This is a genomic window from Pseudomonas putida (genome assembly GCF_003228315.1).
GTDB classification, from domain to species: Bacteria; Pseudomonadota; Gammaproteobacteria; order Pseudomonadales; family Pseudomonadaceae; genus Aquipseudomonas; species Aquipseudomonas putida_S.
The window spans coordinates 4,481,298-4,498,522 of sequence record NZ_CP029693.1; the positions used below are offsets into that span (position 1 = coordinate 4,481,298).

At 58.8% G+C, this 17,225-nt stretch carries 14 protein-coding genes; 12 read left to right on the forward strand and 2 right to left on the reverse strand.

The window, feature by feature from the left end; translation table 11 throughout:
* Positions 1–94: 94 nt before the first annotated feature.
* The 4 genes from DKY63_RS21025 to DKY63_RS21040 all read left to right on the forward strand — a co-directional run bounded on the left by DKY63_RS21025 (position 95) and on the right by DKY63_RS21040 (position 5,725).
* Complete coding sequence (locus tag DKY63_RS21025) at positions 95–3,007, forward strand: aminotransferase (RefSeq protein WP_110965844.1); 2,913 nt, start codon at positions 95–97, stop codon at positions 3,005–3,007.
* Between the two features lie 269 nt (positions 3,008–3,276).
* Positions 3,277–4,155 (forward strand): N-carbamoylputrescine amidase, encoded by an 879-nt coding sequence (aguB, locus tag DKY63_RS21030; RefSeq protein WP_110965845.1) that lies wholly within the window; start codon positions 3,277–3,279, stop codon positions 4,153–4,155.
* 5 nt (positions 4,156–4,160) lie between these two features.
* Positions 4,161–5,267, forward strand: coding sequence for an agmatine deiminase (aguA, locus tag DKY63_RS21035; RefSeq protein ID WP_110965846.1), 1,107 nt, complete (start codon positions 4,161–4,163; stop codon positions 5,265–5,267).
* Positions 5,268–5,512: 245 nt separating this feature from the next.
* Positions 5,513–5,725 carry a hypothetical protein gene (locus tag DKY63_RS21040; protein ID WP_110965847.1) on the forward strand — a complete coding sequence of 71 codons (213 nt, stop codon included), beginning with the start codon at positions 5,513–5,515 and terminating at the stop codon, positions 5,723–5,725.
* 194 nt (positions 5,726–5,919) lie between these two features.
* Here the strand turns inward: DKY63_RS21040 and DKY63_RS21045 are convergent, their stop codons facing one another.
* Positions 5,920–8,016, reverse strand: a complete 2,097-nt coding sequence (locus DKY63_RS21045; RefSeq protein ID WP_110965848.1) for a TonB-dependent receptor — start codon at positions 8,014–8,016, stop codon at positions 5,920–5,922.
* A 444-nt stretch (positions 8,017–8,460) separates the two neighbouring features.
* Here DKY63_RS21045 and DKY63_RS21050 point away from each other — a divergent pair, with 444 nt between their 5' ends.
* The 6 genes from DKY63_RS21050 (at position 8,461) to DKY63_RS21075 (ending at position 12,491) form a co-directional block, all read left to right on the forward strand.
* Entirely contained in the window at positions 8,461–9,747 is a 1,287-nt protein-coding gene (locus DKY63_RS21050) for an OprD family porin (protein ID WP_110965849.1), read from the forward strand.
* 267 nt (positions 9,748–10,014) lie between these two features.
* Positions 10,015–10,332, forward strand: a complete 318-nt coding sequence (locus tag DKY63_RS21055; RefSeq protein ID WP_110965850.1) for a transcriptional regulator — start codon at positions 10,015–10,017, stop codon at positions 10,330–10,332.
* On the forward strand, positions 10,322–10,606 hold the full coding sequence (locus DKY63_RS21060; RefSeq protein ID WP_162634913.1) for a helix-turn-helix domain-containing protein: 285 nt from the start codon (positions 10,322–10,324) through the stop codon (positions 10,604–10,606). The genes DKY63_RS21055 and DKY63_RS21060 overlap by 11 nt, the downstream gene beginning before the upstream one ends.
* A gap of 259 nt (positions 10,607–10,865) precedes the next feature.
* Positions 10,866–11,084, forward strand: coding sequence for a tautomerase family protein (locus tag DKY63_RS21065; protein ID WP_056852134.1), 219 nt, complete (start codon positions 10,866–10,868; stop codon positions 11,082–11,084).
* Entirely contained in the window at positions 11,081–11,737 is a 657-nt protein-coding gene (locus tag DKY63_RS21070; RefSeq protein ID WP_110965851.1) for a DsbA family oxidoreductase, read from the forward strand. The genes DKY63_RS21065 and DKY63_RS21070 overlap by 4 nt, the downstream gene beginning before the upstream one ends.
* Positions 11,738–11,780: 43 nt before the next feature.
* Entirely contained in the window at positions 11,781–12,491 is a 711-nt protein-coding gene (locus DKY63_RS21075; protein ID WP_110965852.1) for an SDR family NAD(P)-dependent oxidoreductase, read from the forward strand.
* An 83-nt stretch (positions 12,492–12,574) separates the two neighbouring features.
* Here DKY63_RS21075 and DKY63_RS21080 read toward each other — a convergent pair whose 3' ends face one another.
* Positions 12,575–13,015, reverse strand: a complete 441-nt coding sequence (locus DKY63_RS21080; RefSeq protein WP_110965853.1) for an Lrp/AsnC family transcriptional regulator — start codon at positions 13,013–13,015, stop codon at positions 12,575–12,577.
* 139 nt (positions 13,016–13,154) lie between these two features.
* On the opposite strand from DKY63_RS21080, the gene DKY63_RS21085 reads away from it, so the two are divergent.
* Positions 13,155–16,202, forward strand: coding sequence for an aminotransferase class III-fold pyridoxal phosphate-dependent enzyme (locus tag DKY63_RS21085; protein WP_110965854.1), 3,048 nt, complete (start codon positions 13,155–13,157; stop codon positions 16,200–16,202).
* Positions 16,203–16,412: 210 nt separating this feature from the next.
* Positions 16,413–17,201 carry an ABC transporter substrate-binding protein gene (locus DKY63_RS21090; RefSeq protein WP_110965855.1) on the forward strand — a complete coding sequence of 263 codons (789 nt, stop codon included), beginning with the start codon at positions 16,413–16,415 and terminating at the stop codon, positions 17,199–17,201.
* Positions 17,202–17,225: the final 24 nt, after the last annotated feature.

Consider the following 17,225-nt stretch of genomic DNA (forward strand, 5'->3'; position numbering starts at 1 on the left):
GGGCAAGCGGGGGGTGGGGGGTTGCGTATCGGCGCGCGCAGTGGCGATATAGGCGCCTAATAAATTTAACACCTTCATAGAAGAGGTCTGTTCCATGCCGCTCGCCACCTTGATTCACCGCGCCAGTTTGCCCAGCCCGCAGGTCTCTGCGGAGCAAGCACTTGAGCTGTTGCAGGAACATTACGGGCTGAACGGCAGGCTGCAGGCCCTGGGCAGCCAGCAGGATCTGAACTATCGCGTCGACAGCGATCAGGGCCGCTTCGTCCTGAAAATCTGCCGTGGCGACTATTCGGCGCTGGAGTTGCAGGCCCAACATGCCGGGCTCAAGCACCTGGGGCAGCATCCGGATGTCCACGTGCCGCGGGTGATCGCGGCAAAAAACGGTGAGGATCTGCTCTCCCTGGACGTAGCCGGTCAGGCGGTGCATGTACGCCTGCTCGATTACATCGAGGGTCAGTCCCTGACCCACCTCGACCATTTCAACCGCACGGTGGTGGCCGGCTTCGGTCGCCTGTGTGGCGAGATGGACCTGGCGCTGGCGGATTTCGACCATCCCGGCCTGGTGCGCACGCTGCAATGGGACGCGCGTCATGCCCAGGCCCTGATCGCGCATTTGCTGCCGGTCATCCAGGATGAGGCTCAGCGCAAGCTGATCGCCGAGGCTGCAGCGCAAGCCAAACGCCATTTGCAGCCGCTGGTGGACAAGTTGCCGGTGCAGGCCATTCACATGGACATCACCGACGATAACGTGGTCTGGCAGCGCGACGCCGAGCGTCAGTGGCAGTTGCAGGGGGTGATCGATTTCGGCGATCTGGTGCGCACCTGGCGCATCACCGATCTGTCGGTGACTTGCGCCGCCTTGCTGCACCACGGCGATGGCGATCCCTTCTGCATTTTGCCGGCGGTCCAGGCCTTTCACGCGGTCAATCCGCTGACCCACGAAGAATTGCTGGCGCTGTGGCCGCTGATCGTCGCCCGCGCGGCGGTGCTGGTGCTCAGTGGCGAGCAGCAGGTCAGCATTGATCCGGGCAACACCTACAGCCGTGACAACCTGACCCACGAGTGGGAGATCTTCCGCGTGGCGGCTTCGGTGCCGTTGGCACTGATGGAAGCCGCGATCCTCGCCGCCGTCGGGCAAAAATTGCCGGCCATTGTCAGCGAAGGTTTTGCGCCGCTGCTGCCAAGTCTGGTGGGACGTGAATTCGCCTTGATCGATCTGGGCGTGCTCAGCCCGCACTTCGAGGCCGGTAACTGGGAACAGGAAGGCATTGACCAGCGCCTGCTGGACGAAGCCGCCACGGCCCACGGTCTGGCGGCCAGCCGTTACGGGCAATACCGCCTGTCCCGGACCCGGCCGGACAGCGCCATCGAACCGGATACCTGCCCGTTGCACGTCGAGTTGCGCGTGCCCCAGGGGACGGCCGTCGAAGCGCCGTTCGCCGGGGTGGTGCATCAGGCTTCGCCAAATGTGCTGCAACTGGATGGGCCGCAAGTAAGCGTGCGCCTGTGGGGCGTGACGTCATCGGTGCATGCCGGTGCCGCACTGGTCAAAGGCCAGGTGCTGGGTACCGTCAGCGGACCATTGCGGGTGCAACTGAGTCGGGACGCATCGTTCAATGCACCGCTGTTCTGTACGCCGACCCGCGCAGCGGCCTGGCAGGCACTGTGCCCGTCACCGGCGGCGTTGCTGGGGCTGGCCTGTGACGCCGAAGATGAACTCGACGCGCAGACCTTGCTGGCCCGTCGCGACGCCAGCTTCGCCCGCACGCAAAAACACTATTACGTCGACCCGCCGCGCATCGAGCGCGGCTGGCGCAATCACCTGATCGACATGCAGGGCCGCTCGTACCTCGACATGCTCAACAACGTCGCGGTGCTCGGCCACGGTCATCCGCGCATGGCCGCCGTCGCCAGCCGCCAGTGGTCGTTGCTCAACACCAACTCGCGGTTCAACTACGCCGCCGTCGCGGAATTTTCCGAGCGCTTGCTGAAGCTGGCGCCGGATTCCATGGACCGGGTGTTCCTGGTCAACAGTGGCAGCGAAGCCAATGACCTGGCGATTCGCCTGGCCTGGGCCTACAGCGGCGGGCGCGACATGGTCAGCGTGCTGGAGGCTTATCACGGCTGGACCGTGGGCGCGGATGCGGTGTCGACCTCGATCGCCGACAACCCCAAGGCGCTGGAAAGTCGCCCGGACTGGGTGCATCCGGTGACTGCACCGAACACCTATCGCGGCGAATTCCGTGGCCCGGACAGCGCGCCGGACTACGTGCGCAGCGTCGACCATCACCTGGCAAAAATCGCCGAACAGAAACGCCAGCTGGCCGGTTTCATCTGCGAGCCGGTGTACGGCAATGCCGGCGGTATCTCGCTGCCAGCGGGCTACCTGAAAGAGGTCTATGCCAAGGTGCGCGCCCAGGGTGGCGTGTGCATCGCCGACGAAGTGCAGGTCGGCTACGGGCGCATGGGGCACTTCTTCTGGGGCTTCGAAGAGCAGGGCGTGGTGCCGGACATCATCACCATGGCCAAGGGCATGGGTAATGGCCAGCCACTGGGCGCGGTGATCACCCGTCGGGAAATCGCCGAAGCGCTGGAGGCCGAGGGTTACTTCTTCTCGTCCGCTGGCGGCAGCCCGGTCAGTTGCCAGATCGGCATGGCGGTGCTGGATGTGATGGAAGATGAAAAGCTCTGGGAAAACGCTCAGGTCGTGGGTGGCTATTTCAAGGAGCGTCTTGAAGCGTTGATCGATATTCATCCGCTGGTGGGCGCGGTGCATGGTTCCGGGTTCTATCTGGGCGTGGAACTGATCCGCAACCGCGAAACCCTGGAGCCCGCGACCGAAGAAACCACCGCGCTGTGCAACCGCCTGCGCGACCTGGGCATCTTCATGCAGCCGACCGGCGACTACCTGAACGTGCTCAAGATCAAGCCGCCGATGGTCACGTCGCGCCAGAGCGTGGATTTCTTTGTGGACATGCTGTCGAAGGTGTTGGCCGAAGACCTGTAATCACAAAACCCATTGTGGGAGCGAGCCTGCTCGCGAAGGCGGTCGTGCAGTCGACATTGATGTTGACTGGTAGGCCGCTTTCGCGAGCAGGCTCGCTCCCACATTTGCTTTGTACTGTTAATTCGATTGTTATCGGGTTTATGTGCGTAAATTTAGACGAAAGGCGATAATGCAGCTTTAAAAGCCGATATTTATCGGATATAAAGTCGCCAATGCCAGGGCGTGGTTGAACCACGCCCGAACGTCACGCACTTGCCCGGAGATGCTTCATGAGCCGTAACGTTACTGTCGCTGCCACGCAAATGGCCTGTTCCTGGGACCTTGAAGGCAACATCGAAGTCGCTGAAAGGCTGGTCCGCGAAGCCGCTGCCAAGGGCGCGCAGATCATCCTCATCCAGGAATTGTTCGAAGTGCCGTACTTCTGCCAGAAGCCGAACCCGGATTACCTGCAACTGGCCACGACCGTTGAAAACAACGTCGCCATCAAGCATTTCCAGAAAGTCGCGAAGGAGCTGCAAGTCGTCTTGCCGATCAGCTTCTACGAACTGGCGGGCCGCGCACGCTTCAACAGCATCGCAATCATCGATGCCGACGGCAGCAACCTCGGGATTTATCGGAAAAGCCACATCCCGGACGGTCCTGGCTACCACGAGAAGTACTACTTCAACCCGGGCGATACCGGCTTCAAGGTGTGGAACACCCGCTACGCGAAAATCGGCGTGGGCATCTGCTGGGACCAGTGGTTCCCGGAGGCTGCGCGCAGCATGGCGCTGCAAGGCGCGGAAATCCTGTTCTACCCGACCGCGATCGGCAGCGAACCCCATGACAAGACCATTTCGTCCCGGGATCACTGGCAGCGCGTGCAACAAGGCCATGCCGGCGCTAACCTGATGCCGCTGATCGCCAGCAACCGCATCGGCAACGAAGAACAAGACGGCTACGACATCACTTTTTATGGTTCGTCGTTCATCGCCAACCAGTTCGGCGAGAAGGTGCAGGAGCTCAATGAAACCGAAGAAGGCATTCTGGTTCACACCTTCGACCTCGACCAACTCGAACACATCCGCAGCGCGTGGGGCACGTTCCGTGACCGTCGTCCGAACCTGTACGACGCGCTGAAAACCCTCGACGGCACCCTGGAGTCCTGATCGACATGACCACTTTGAAAAGCACCCCGCGCGCAGACGGTTTCTACATGCCGGCCGAGTGGGCACCCCAAACCCAGGCCTGGATGGTCTGGCCCGAGCGTCCGGACAACTGGCGCCTGGGCGGCAAACCGGCGCAAGCCGCGCACGTGGCGGTGGCCAAGGCCATCGCCCGTTTCGAACCGGTCACCGTGGCGGTGTCCGCCGGCCAGTACGAAAACGCCCGGGCCCGCCTGGACGTGCCGAATATCCGTGTTGTAGAGATGTCCAGCGATGACGCCTGGGTCCGTGATACCGGCCCGACGTTCGTCATCAATAACAGCGGCGAAGTCCGTGGTGTGAACTGGGACTTCAACGCCTGGGGCGGTTTTGACGGCGGCCTGTACTCGCCGTGGAACCGTGACTCCCAGGTGGGCGGCAAGATCCTCGAGATCGAGCGCAGCCCGCGCTACCGCACCGAGGGCTTCGTGCTTGAAGGCGGTTCGATTCACGTCGATGGCGAAGGCACGCTGATCACCACCGAAGAATGCCTGCTCAACCGCAATCGCAACCCGCACATGAACCGTGCGGAAATCGAAGCGGTGCTGAAAGACAACCTGGCTGTGGATAAGATCATCTGGCTGCCGGACGGTCTGTTCAACGACGAAACCGACGGCCATGTGGATAACTTCTGCTGCTACGTGCGTCCGGGTGAAGTGCTGCTGGCGTGGACCGACGACCCGCAGGATCCGAACTACCCGCGCTGCCAGGCGGCGATGAAAGTGCTGCAAAGCAGCACCGACGCCAAGGGACGCCCGTTCACGGTGCATAAGATGCCGATTCCGGGTCCGCTGTACGCGACCGAGGAAGAGTGCGCTGGCGTCGATCCGGTGGATGGCACACAGGAGCGTAATCCGTCGGTGCGTCTGGCCGGTTCCTACGTGAACTTCCTGATCGTCAACGGCGGCATCATTGCGCCAAGCTTCGACGACCCGCTGGATGGCCCTGCCAAGGAGATCCTGCAGTCGCTGTTCCCGCAGCACGAAGTGGTCATGGTTCCGGGCCGCGAACTGTTACTGGGTGGCGGTAACATTCACTGCCTTACCCAACAGCAGCCTGCGCCGCACAAGGAATGAGTGAGCCCGTAACATCCTGAGTTAATTGTGAAAAAATTCAGGCAAACGTTTTCGCGCGTTGCCTTGCATACAGCCCGCATTCCGCAAGGTTTGCGGGCTTTTTTGTATCGGTTTGCCAACAAGCAGGGCACCTTGGCATAGCTCTTGTATTGCACATGTTGCAAAACAGGGAGGGGAGAACTTTAGTCGTTCTGTCATAAACCTTGGATAAGTTAGCCGCTCACAAACCGGGAGAGAGCGCTGAAATGAACGCCGAAGTGAAGGTAGTGGGCGAGCGGGCGCTGCATCCCCTGGCAGTCAATGGTGAATCGCTCCAGATTCTGGCGCACTGGTTCAAGTCCAATGGAACGCGTCCGATCAGCGAGACTGATCCGCGCCGGACAATAATCGAGCGCTACCCCGCTGGTTTATTCAGCGAAGCGGAACTGGATGCATTGTGGGATGTGATGGAAGGATAAGAAGAAAAACAACGGATTGAACAACAAAAGCGCTGCCGGGATGGCAGCGCTTTTTTTATGGACGCAGGATTTGCAGTCACCGTTGTCCACTGTAGGAGCGAGCCTGCTCGCGATTGCGGTGTGTCAGCCCAGACTTTTTGACTGATGTACCGCTATCGCGAGCAGGCTCGCTCCTACAGGGTGTCGCAGTGTGTTTAGAAGCTGTAGGTTCCAGTAACGACGACACTGCGCGGTTCCCCCGGCAGAATCTGCGCCGCACTGGTCGCCGACGAGTAGTAAGTCTTGTCGGTGATGTTGTTCAGCGCCGCGCGCAGATCCCAGTCCTTGTGCCGGAACCCGGCCAGTGCGTCCCAGCGTCCGTAGCCCGGTAGCACCGTGGTGTTGAGGTTATCGGCATATCGATCGCCCACCAGGGTCAAACCGGTTTCGCCATACCAGCCCATTTCCGGTTTCCAGGTCACGAACAGGCTGCCGTTGTGCTTGGCCACGTTGCTGATGCGCTTGCCTTCAAAGCCGTTGTTGTCCTTCTCGACCGTGGCGTCCTGTACACCCACGCCACCGCGCACGTACCAGTTGCCGGTGATCTTGCCGGCGGCGGTCAGTTCGATACCGCGAGAGCGTTGCATGCCGGTGAGCAGGGTAATGGTCGGGTTGTTCGGGTCGCTGGTGCGGCGGTTGTAGAGTTCCAGCTCGTAGATCGCCAGGGTGGTGCTCAGGCGATCGTCCAGCCAGTCGCTTTTCACGCCGATTTCTTTCTGTTTGGTCAGTTCGGGGCTCAGGTCATTGGTGTTCCCGGGCGCGCCCGGCGTGATGCCGATCAGGCCACCGCCAACCGGGGAAAAGGTCTTCGACCAGGAGGCGTAGAAGGAATGATTCTGCAGCGGTGTCCAGACCAGTCCTACACGCGGGCTGGTGCTATGACTGTCACGGTCCTCGGAAATGTCCCGCAGTTTGTTGGTGGATTCGATGTCGAACGTGTCGTAGCGCAAACCGCCGAGCAGTTGCCATTGATCGTTCAATTGCAGCTGATCCTGCACATACACCGCGCGGCTTTCGACTTCAGTGTGGGAGCTGCTGCTGACCTGCATGCGCCCGGTGTGGCGCAGGTCGCGATTGGGGTTGTTCAGGTCCAGAGTGGGGACGGGCGAGCTGCCTGGCCCGGAAGTGGCGGCGGTGTACAGCGTCGGGTCGCGGCGCTGGCTGCCGATCTCGATTCCGGTCAGCAGGCGATGTTCCAGGCCAAACGTATCGAAACCGCCTTCCAGCTCCACATTGTTGTAAACGTTACGAGTAGTCAGGTCTTGTTGCCAGTGCTGCCGCGTGACCCGGTTGGTCGCCGGGGTGTAGCCGGTCTGGTAGGTATTGTCGAAATCGCTGTTGAGCTTGAACACGCCGAGGGTCTGGCGCAGTTGCCAGTTGTCGTTCAGCTCGTACGTGAGTTTCGAGCGCAGGGATTGCGACTTGTCGTCGATGAAATCGTTGTCGCTGAAGTAGGTCGTATCGCGCCCCACATCCGCCGGGCGACCGTTGACCCCGGGAATGCCACGATCCGGCGTGCGGTTGTAACGGCTGTATTCGTATTGCACCAGCCAGTTCAGGTCGGGGGTCAGTTGCCAGCTCAGCGACGGCGCGAACAACTGCCGATTGCCGCTCACCCCATCGCGGAAACTGTTCTGGTCCATGTTGCCCATGTTCAGGCGCAGGCTGATGTTTTCGGATGGGTCGGAGCTGAGGTCCGCGTACAGGCTGCGCAGATCGTCGCTGCCACCCTGGGCTTCGAGGGTCGAGCGGCGACCGAACTCCGGCAGCTTGCTGACCCGGTTAACGATCCCGCCCTGGCTGCCACGGCCATACAACACGGCCGCCGGCCCCTTGAGCACGTCGATGCGTTCGATGTTGTGCAAGTCGCGCACGTATTGGCTGTCGTCGCGGATGCCGTCGAGGTAGAAGTCGTTACTGGCGTCGAAGCCGCGAATGCGCAAGCTGTCGAAGCGGGTGTCGGCGCCGCTGCTGACGTTGGGGATGCCACTGAGCGCAGTGCCCAGGTCGTTGGTGCCGTAATTGGCAACGTTCTCGGTTTTGATCGAATCGATGGCCTGGGGAACATAGCGAACCGGCGTGTTGGTTCGGGTTGCCGTGTTGGTTTCCTTCACGCGAGGGTCATCGGCTTCCGCTTCGGCGTTGATGGCCGTGGCAGGCAGGGTGGTGGGTGCAGCGTAGGAAAAACCGGCAGACAGAAATGCGGAAAGCCCAAGACTGGTGTAGGGCAAAAGGCGAAAAGGGGCAGGCATTGAAAAGCGCATCCGTAGGATTTTTAGGGGTGTAGCGGGAACGGTGCGAATGGTAATGGTTGTTATTAACTTGCGTTAATTATTCTTGATTGAGTGCTGTTCTGGTTTGTTTCGAATTGTGTCGATATTGCTACGTTTGGCTTGTTTCCCTTCCTTCGACCTATGAAAAAATCACTGGAAGTTGAATTTTTCTGCCACGTAAAGTCATTTCTTAGACGATTTTTGCCTAATTGCAGACGATTCATGAAATTGACACATCGTGAAATCCACAGCTACGATTCGGCCCAACGCCTGTGGCAGACCGCCATAACCCCAAAATAATAAAAAGGCCCGCCGCGATTCATCGTGGGCGGGCTTTTTTGTTTGCGGAACGAAAAAAGAGCGCGATAGTGCCGTTTCAGCCGTTCGACACAGCGCGTTTCAACCCGTAATAAGGAAAACAAAATGTTGAACAAGCGAATCAGCCTGATCGCTCTGGGGATTTTGAGCGCTTCACAGGCCATGGCTAACGACCAGGCCGAATCCAAGGGTTTTGTCGAAGACAGCAGCCTCAAGGTGCTGCTGCGCAACGCCTACATGAACCGTGATTTCAAAGACGGTAACGCCGACAAGTCCGAGTGGGGCCAAGCCGCCATCGGTACGTTCTCGTCCGGTTTCACCCAGGGCACCATCGGTGTCGGCGTGGATGCCTTCGGTCTGTACGCGCTGAACCTGGAGCGCAGCGAAGATCGCAGCGGCGCGCAAGGTATCGACTTCTTCAAAAAAGGTGACAGCGGCCAACCGGCCGATGACCTGGCCAAGGCCGGCGCAGCCGTCAAATTCCGCCTGTCCAGCACCACGCTGACCTACGGCGACCAGATGCCGGCCTTGCCGGTGTTGGCTTACGACAACGGGCGATTGCTGCCGGAAAGCTACACCGGCACCCTGATCACCTCCAAGGAGATCAAGGGCCTGCAACTGGATGCGGGTCGCTTCACCGCCGAATCGCGCAAAAGCGCTGAAGGCCGTGACAGCGGTGGCCTGAAGTCGATCAACGTGTTGGGCGGCAGCTACCAGTTCACCGAACAGTTCAAGGCTGCGCTGTACGCGTCCGACGTCGAAGACGTGTTGAAGAAGCAGTACGTGAACGCCAACTACGTGTTCCCGCTGGCCAAGGATCAGTCCCTGACCCTGGACTTCAACGGCTACCGCACCAAGCTGGATGATTCCTACATGCGCGACGTCGGCGCCACCGGCGACGACAACAAGATCTGGAGCCTGGCCGCCATCTACGCCACCGGCCCGCACTCGTTCACCCTGGGCTATCAGCGCAGCACCGGCGACAGCAACCTGGGCTACCCGTACGGCGGCTACCAGAAAGACCAGAACCGCGTCGGCGACGGTGGCAACACCATCTACCTGGCCAACTCCTACTGGTCCGACTTCAACGCCGAAGACGAACGCAGCTGGCAACTGGGCTACGGACTGGACTTCAGCACCTTCGGTGTACCGGGCCTGAGCTACAACTTCGCCTACGTGCGCGGTGACAACATCACCACCTCCACCAGCACTGGCGGCACCGAGCGCGAAATCTTCAACCAGTTCAAATACGTCGTACAAAGCGGCCCGGCCAAGGACCTCAGCGTGAAACTGCGCAGCTCGATCCTGCGCGTGTCGCAGAAGTCGAGCGAGTACAACGTTGGTGGTAACGAAGTGCGTGTGTTTGTGGATTACCCGATCAACATCTTCTGATGATGGGTTGTGGTATCGAGGCCTGATGAAAGGCTGAGAAAAGAAGAAGCCCCCGACTAGATCGGGGCTTTTTTTCGTGTGCTGAATGGATCATGTCGTCAAAAGTCGATTTCGGGAACACGTTCTGAAAACGTGTCGCTCGCGGCGACATGTTCCGAAGACGTGTCGCAAAAAGTGGAAAATTGCGACACGTTATGCCTTCGATGAGTACGGAGACAGACAAACGTGCATTGTTGATTTATACGGCAATGCCGTATAGTCGAGCCTATGTTTACTATCATCGAAACCGAAATTTTCAAGCGCTATGCTGAGTCCATCTGGGACGATGGCGAACGTCATGAATTCATTACCTGGTTGGCGGCTAATCCGCTGGCCGGCAATGTAGTTCCTGGCAGCGGCGGTCTGCGCAAGGTTCGTTGGTCCCGGAGCGGGATGGGCAAACGAGGTGGTACACGCGTCATTTACTACAACACGCTTTCAGAAGGCTCTATCTGGTTGCTGATCGCCTACACCAAGGCGAAATTCGACAACTTACCCGCGGCCTTTCTCAAGCAACTGAAGGAGGAAATCAGCAATGGTCAATGAACTGGAGCAATTCCAGCAGGACTTGCTGGACTCTGTGCGGCAGATGAAAGCCGGCAAGGCCGCTCGCGTGACAGAGATACCGCTGTCAGTGGCAGCTGAAGCGCGGGCCAAAGTAGGTATTTCCCAGAGCGCGTTCGCCAAACTGATTGGTGTCAGCCTGCGGACGTTGCAGGACTGGGAGCAAGGGCGGCGGCAGCCGACGGGAGCAGCGCAGACGCTGCTGCGTGTGGCGAGTCAGCACCCTGAGGCGTTGCGTGATTTGCAGGCTGTTTAGGATGTAAAGAAAGGTTCTGGGCAGCCTGTTCCCTGAATGCAGTGAGCAGGTTGACCGTTTCATCTCAAAACCATGAAGCAATCAGGTATCCGCATGTTTAGGAATGGGGACTCAGTAAACCCATAGCCCGCTCGAACAAATTACACCACGTAACTAATGATGTTCCCGTTCCCACCTTTATCCCCTCCAGCGAACTCCCTAAATTGAGCTCCAACGCCTCTCCCATCATCCCGACGGGAAGGTCACTGGAGATTCCTCAATGCCTTTCGTAAGTGTCCGCATTACCCGCGATGGCGTTACCACTGAGCAGAAAGCTCAGGTGATCGCCGAAATCACTGAAACACTGGAACGCGTTCTCAACAAACGCCCTGACCTGACCCACATCGTGATCGAGGAAGTCGACACCGATAACTGGGGTTACGCCGGAATCACCACCACCCAATACCGCAAGCAATTGGCGGAGGAGGGGCAGTCATGACCGCTTCGGTGAGCATCGATTTCGTCTCCGATGTGGTGTGTCCCTGGTGTGCACTGGGCGCGACCGCGCTGGAGCAGGCGATCGAAAACGTGGCGGGTGAGATTTCGGTGGAGCTGACCTACAAGCCTTTCGAACTGAACCCGAACATGCCACCGGAAGGCGAGAAAGCCGTCGAGCATTTGATGCGCAAGTACGGACGCACCGCTCAAGACGTCGCTGCCGGCAAAAAGATGCAAATCGAGCGCGGTGCAGCCATCGGTTTTACGTTCGACCTGGACAAGCGCACGCACTTCTACAACACCTTCGACGCTCACCGGCTGTTGTTCTGGGCGCAGGAAGAAGGGCGTCAGGTAGCGCTGAAGAAGATCCTGCTGCGCGCTTACTTCAGCGAAGGCCGGAACCCGAGCGATCAACAGACGCTGGTGCAACTGGCCGGTGAAGCCGGGCTGGACGAGGCCCGCGCACGCAAGGTGCTGGTGTCCGGCGCGTATGGCGACGAAGTGCGTGAGCTTGAGGGGTTTTACCAGCAGCGCGGCATCAATTCGGTCCCGGCCATGGTCCTGAACGGTCGTCACCTGGTGTCCGGATCGCAGTCGGTCGAGTACTACGAACAAGTGTTGCGGCAAATGGCGTCGGCCCCCGTTGAAGCCTGATTCACCGAATTTCAAATCCCATTATTTTTTAGAGGTAAACATCATGAGCAATTCGAAAAAAGTCATCGTTATCACGGGCGCATCCCAAGGTCTCGGCGATGGCATGGTCAAGGCCTTCCGCGAACAGGGTTACCGGATCGTCGCCACTTCGCGCTCGATCAAGCCATCTACCGATCCGGACATCCTCACCGTGGCCGGCGACATCGGCGAACCGGAAACCGCCCAGCGCGTAATTCGTGAAGCGATCGCCCGTTTCGGCCGCATCGATACCCTGGTCAACAACGCCGGTATCTTCATTGCCAAGCCGTTCACCCAGTACACCGCCGAAGACTACGCCAACGTGTTGTCGGTGAACCTCAACGGCTTCTTCTATATCACTCAACTGGCCATCGCCGAGATGGAAAAACAGGGCAGCGGCCACGTGGTGAACATCACCACCAGCCTGGTCGATCACGCGATCGACGGCGTGCCATCTGTACTGGCTTCGCTGACCAAGGGTGGCCTGAACGCGGCGACCAAATCCCTGGCCATCGAATACGCCAAGCGCGGCATCCGGGTGAACGCCGTGTCCCCAGGCATCATCAAGACCCCGATGCACGGCGAAGAAACCCACGCCGCTCTGGGCGCCCTGCACCCGGTCGGCCACATGGGCGAGATCGACGACATCGCCAACGCAGTGGTGTACCTGGACAACGCCAACTTTGTCACTGGCGAAATCCTGCACGTAGATGGTGGTCAGAGCGCGGGTCACTAAGCGTCGGGTTTCAAACGGCGGAAACAACAAAGCCCTCGCAGTGATGCGAGGGCTTTGTTTTCAGGGCGAGGCACCACAGCGAATCAGGAAGCCTGCCGGTCTATGTCGCGCCGAAGCACGACAGCGGTGGTGATGTCTTCAACGGTTTCGTGACTGGCGACGGCATCTCTGACCCGATTCAGATCGTCGATTGTTCGCGATTCGATCTCAATGACCAGATCGAGCTGGCCACTGACCGAGGAGACGCGTCGTACTTGCGAGTTTTGCGCAAGCAGGTCCAACAGACTGATGGCCGGCGTGCGCTTGAGGCTGACAAGAAGGATGGCGCGAATGACGTTGGCATCGATTTCCCCGATATCAGCCCGGTAGCCTCGGATCACGCCATTGCGTTCAAGGTTGATCACGCGCTCGCTGGTCGCGCTCCTTGAAAGTCCGATTCTCGCGGCCAGGGCCTTCAGGGCAATGCGAGCCTCTCTGGAAAGAATGTCGAGTATTTCGCGATCTTTCGTGTCCAGGTCGCGCATCAGAACTCCCTAATTTGGCTACCGAATTTGTGCCGGTCGATTCCGGCAATATGCAGGCCAAAGCCGACCGCATACCTACTGCCGTCCCAGGCTTCGCGTGCCAAGCTAACCGAAAAAAATGGCTTGGAAAACAATTACTATGACCAACCTATCCCATCCCGCCCCCCAGTTCTCGACGGGGGATGCCGAAAAGCTCGGCCAACAGCTTTTCAACGTTATCGGTACGGCCACACCTCTGGACGGCGAGCGAGATCGCAACTATCGGTTGAAGACGGCGACCGATGCGGGGTGGATTCTGAAAGTCGTCAACTCGACGGAACCTCGGGTTGAAAGCGAGTTTCAGACGGCCATTCTCAGCCACCTCGCCAGTTACAGTCCCGAGCTTGCCGTGCCTTTTCTCAAGAAAAGCCTGGCCGGTGAATTCCTGGCTTCTGCAGTGGCACCTGATGGCGAAACTCATGCGGTTCGCATGGTCAGCTGGCTGCATGGAACGCCACTTGCCGAGGTCCCGCGTACATTCGAATTGATGCGCAGCCTTGGCCAATCTTTCGGTGAAGTCGATCGTGCGCTTCAGGGTTTCATCCATCCGGGTGCAGTGCGGGATCTGGACTGGGATTTGCGCCACGCCGCGCGTTCACGTTCACGCCTGCATTTCGTGGAAGATGCCGGCAGAAGGGCGATTCTGGAACGCTTCATTGATACGTTCGAAAAAACGGTTCAACCGAAGCTGGCGCGTTTGCGCACTCAAGTCATTCATAACGACGGCAACGACTGGAATATCCTCGTCGATTCGCAGGATCACCGGAAAGTCTCGGGCATCATCGATTTCGGCGACGCGGTCCATACGATCCTGATCGCTGAAGTCGCCATTACCTGCGCTTATTCCATCCTCGACATGGAAGATCCCATTGGCGCGGCAGCGGCCCTCACGGCCGGTTTCCATGAGAAATATCCTCTGCACCCGGAGGAGCTTGATGTCCTCTTCAACCTCATTGCGATGCGCCTGGTTACCAGTGTCACCCTGTCGGCATGGCGATACGGCCAGACTCAAGACAACCCTTACCTTGCCATCAGCGAAGCGCCGGCCTGGCGCCTCCTGGAAAAAATGGACCGCATGAACCCACGGCTGGCGACGGCGATTCTGCGCAAGGCCTGTGGTTTTGATGCGATTGAAGGCGCGGGCGCGGTTCGCCGTTGGGTGGCCGAAAACAGCAAATCTTTCGCGGACATCGTGCGTCCATCGGCGTCGACCATGAACAAAGCCATCGCACCATTCGGTGATGCTTCGCATGTGATGACGATCGCTTCAGCCGAGCAGCGCCCTGCGGAGGCAACGAAGTGGTGGGCCGAGTTTTCTGCCGAACACAAGGTGCCGCTCGGCATCGGGCCATGGGGCGAGGAAAGAACCATCTACACCGGCGCGGCGTTCGAATCGCGATTCATCGAAGGGCAGCGTCGGATCATTCACGTCGGCGTCGACTTGATCATGCCGGCCGGGACGCCGCTCTACACGCCGGTTGCCGGTGTGGTGCAGAGTGTCGAAGTCGAGCGAGAGCCGCTTGGCTATGGCGGCTTGATCATGCTCAAGCACTCGCCTGAAGGTTGCCAGCCATTTTTGACTCTCTGGGGTCACATGGCCCATGAAGCGCTGGCACGCCTCAAGCCCGGCGACCAACTTGAGGCTGGTGCGCTTGTCGGCTACATGGGAGCGGATGCAGAAAACGGAGGGTGGATTCCCCATGTGCATTTTCAGATGTCCACCGACACCGGGCTGAAAGCGAGCGAGTTCATTGGTGTGGGAGAGCAGGCTTACCTTGACGTGTGGGCCGATCTGTTCCCCGATGCATCGACGCTCGCGGGGATTCCTCCGGAAACCTACAGCCAGGACGGCCGCACCAAGGCCGAGATCGTTGCCAAACGGAGGGAGCTGTTGCTTCCAAACCTGTCGATTTCCTATTCAGATCCGATCAAGTTCGTGCGCGGAGACGGGGTCTGGCTGATCGATAACTTCGGCAGGGCGTATCTGGATTGCTTCAACAATGTGTGCCACCTCGGCCACTCTCATCCGGATGTGGTCCAGGCGATTTCGCGGCAAGCCGCACGCCTGAACACCAACACCCGTTACCTGCACGACAACATTGTGGAATACGCAGAGCGGCTGACTGCCACGTTGCCTGAGGGATTGGCGGTCGCTTCCTTCGGCTGTTCAGGCAGTGAGGCCAACAGCCTCATGCTTCGTATGGCGCGCAATCACACCGGTCGCAACGATGCCATCGTCCTGGACTGGGCTTACCACGGCACAACACAGGAACTGATTGACCTCAGCCCTTACAAATACAAGCGCAAGGCGGGTAAAGGACGTGCAGACCATGTGTTCGAGGCGGTGGTCCCGGATGCTTACCGGACTGCGCAAAACTGGCCCTTCGAGGAACTGGGCAAGCGTTTCGCTGAGAACGTGGCGGATCAGATCGAGGCCATGCGCAAGCAGGGCAGGGCCCCGGCGTTCTTTTTGGCGGAGTCCATCCCGAGTGTCGCCGGGCAGCTGTTCTTCCCGGAAAACTACCTGAAAGAAGTCTATGCAATGGTTCGTGCAGAGGGCGGTCTTTGCCTGGCTGACGAAGTCCAGGTCGGCTTTGGTCGTGTAGGCAGTCATTGGTGGGCTTTTGAAACCCAGGGTGTGGTGCCCGATGCCGTATCCATGGGTAAGCCTATTGGCAATGGACATCCCATGTCTGCGGTTGTGACTACGCGAGAGATCGCCGACAGCTTCAACAACGGCATGGAGTACTTCAATACCTTTGCCGGTAGTCCGGTTTCCTGTGCGATAGGGCTTTCGGTGCTCGATGTGATCGAGCGGGACAACTTGAAGCTCAATGCACTGACCATCGGTAACTACCTGCTCGATGGCTTCCGCAAATTGCAGCTGCGATACGAAGTCATAGGCGATGTGCGCGGGTTGGGTCTGTTTCTCGGGATCGAACTGGTCACGGATCGCAAAACGAAAGTTCCGGCCACGGAGTTGGCCAAAAAAGTCGCCGACGGTGCCAGGGAGCGAGGTGTTTTGATCGGTACCGAAGGCCCCTATGACAACGTTCTGAAAATGCGTCCCTCGATGATTTTCAGTCAGAAGAATGCTGATTTTCTGCTTGAGGTCCTGGACGACAGCTTCAGGGCTGCACTCCAGTAAGGCGTCTGGATCAAGGCGTGCGACAAGGAATATCGGCTCAGTCCTGTCGCACGTTGTCTGCCCGGCATAGTGTCGGCCAACTCCGGCAATGTGTCAGGCAGGCTGGCACCTTGCCGGGTGCTTTCCAAAATGGCCTGTGCAAAGCTTTTCGTGAAGGCTGGGTGAAGAGCCCCAAAAAAATAAATACAAATTCTTCCGAGGTGCCATCCAATGCTGACTAAAAAGATCAAGAACTTGATTGTTGCTTCCACTGTGGCGGCTGCGGCACTTGTTTCCACCTGCGCTGTTCATGCTGATGATTTGAAGTCGATCCAGGATTCCAAAGAGATCCGAATCGCCATGAGTGGCCAATACGTTCCCTTCAGCTTTGTGAACGAGAACAACAAGGTTGTCGGGTTCGACGCCTCCATCAGCGAGGCACTGGCTGAGCGAATGGGGGTAAAAGTGACGATCATCACGACCCCGTTCGACGGGATCATTGCCGGTCTTCTGGCGAAAAAATACGACGCCATTATCGCGTCCATGACCATCACCCCGGAGCGCCAGAGGGCCGTGGATTTCGTCGGGCCCTATTACCATGCTGGCCGTACGATCGTGGTGAAGGACAGTTCTGCGATCAAAAGTTTTGATGATCTGAAGGATGTCGTCGTTGGCGTGACGCTCGGGGATGCCCACGATAAATGGGCCAGGGCGCGGGGCAACCTGAAGGTGAGATCGTATAAAGGTCTCCAGGAAATGCTGGTCGATCTGGATGCCGGTCGTATCGATGCGCTGGTGATGGACAGCGTTCCTGTGCTGGTCGCAGTCAAGGAAACAGGGCAGAAAGTTCGCATCATTACTCCACCCGACAGCGATGGTGGCATCGAGGGCATGGGCATTGCGCTGCGCAAGAATAACCCTGAGCTCAAGGCCACAATGCAGAAGGCGCTCGAAGAGATGCTCGCCGATGGCACCTACGAAAAGATCTCGATGAAGTGGATTGGCAACGATATCCGCTAGTTCATCGTGAGCATGGCTCGACTT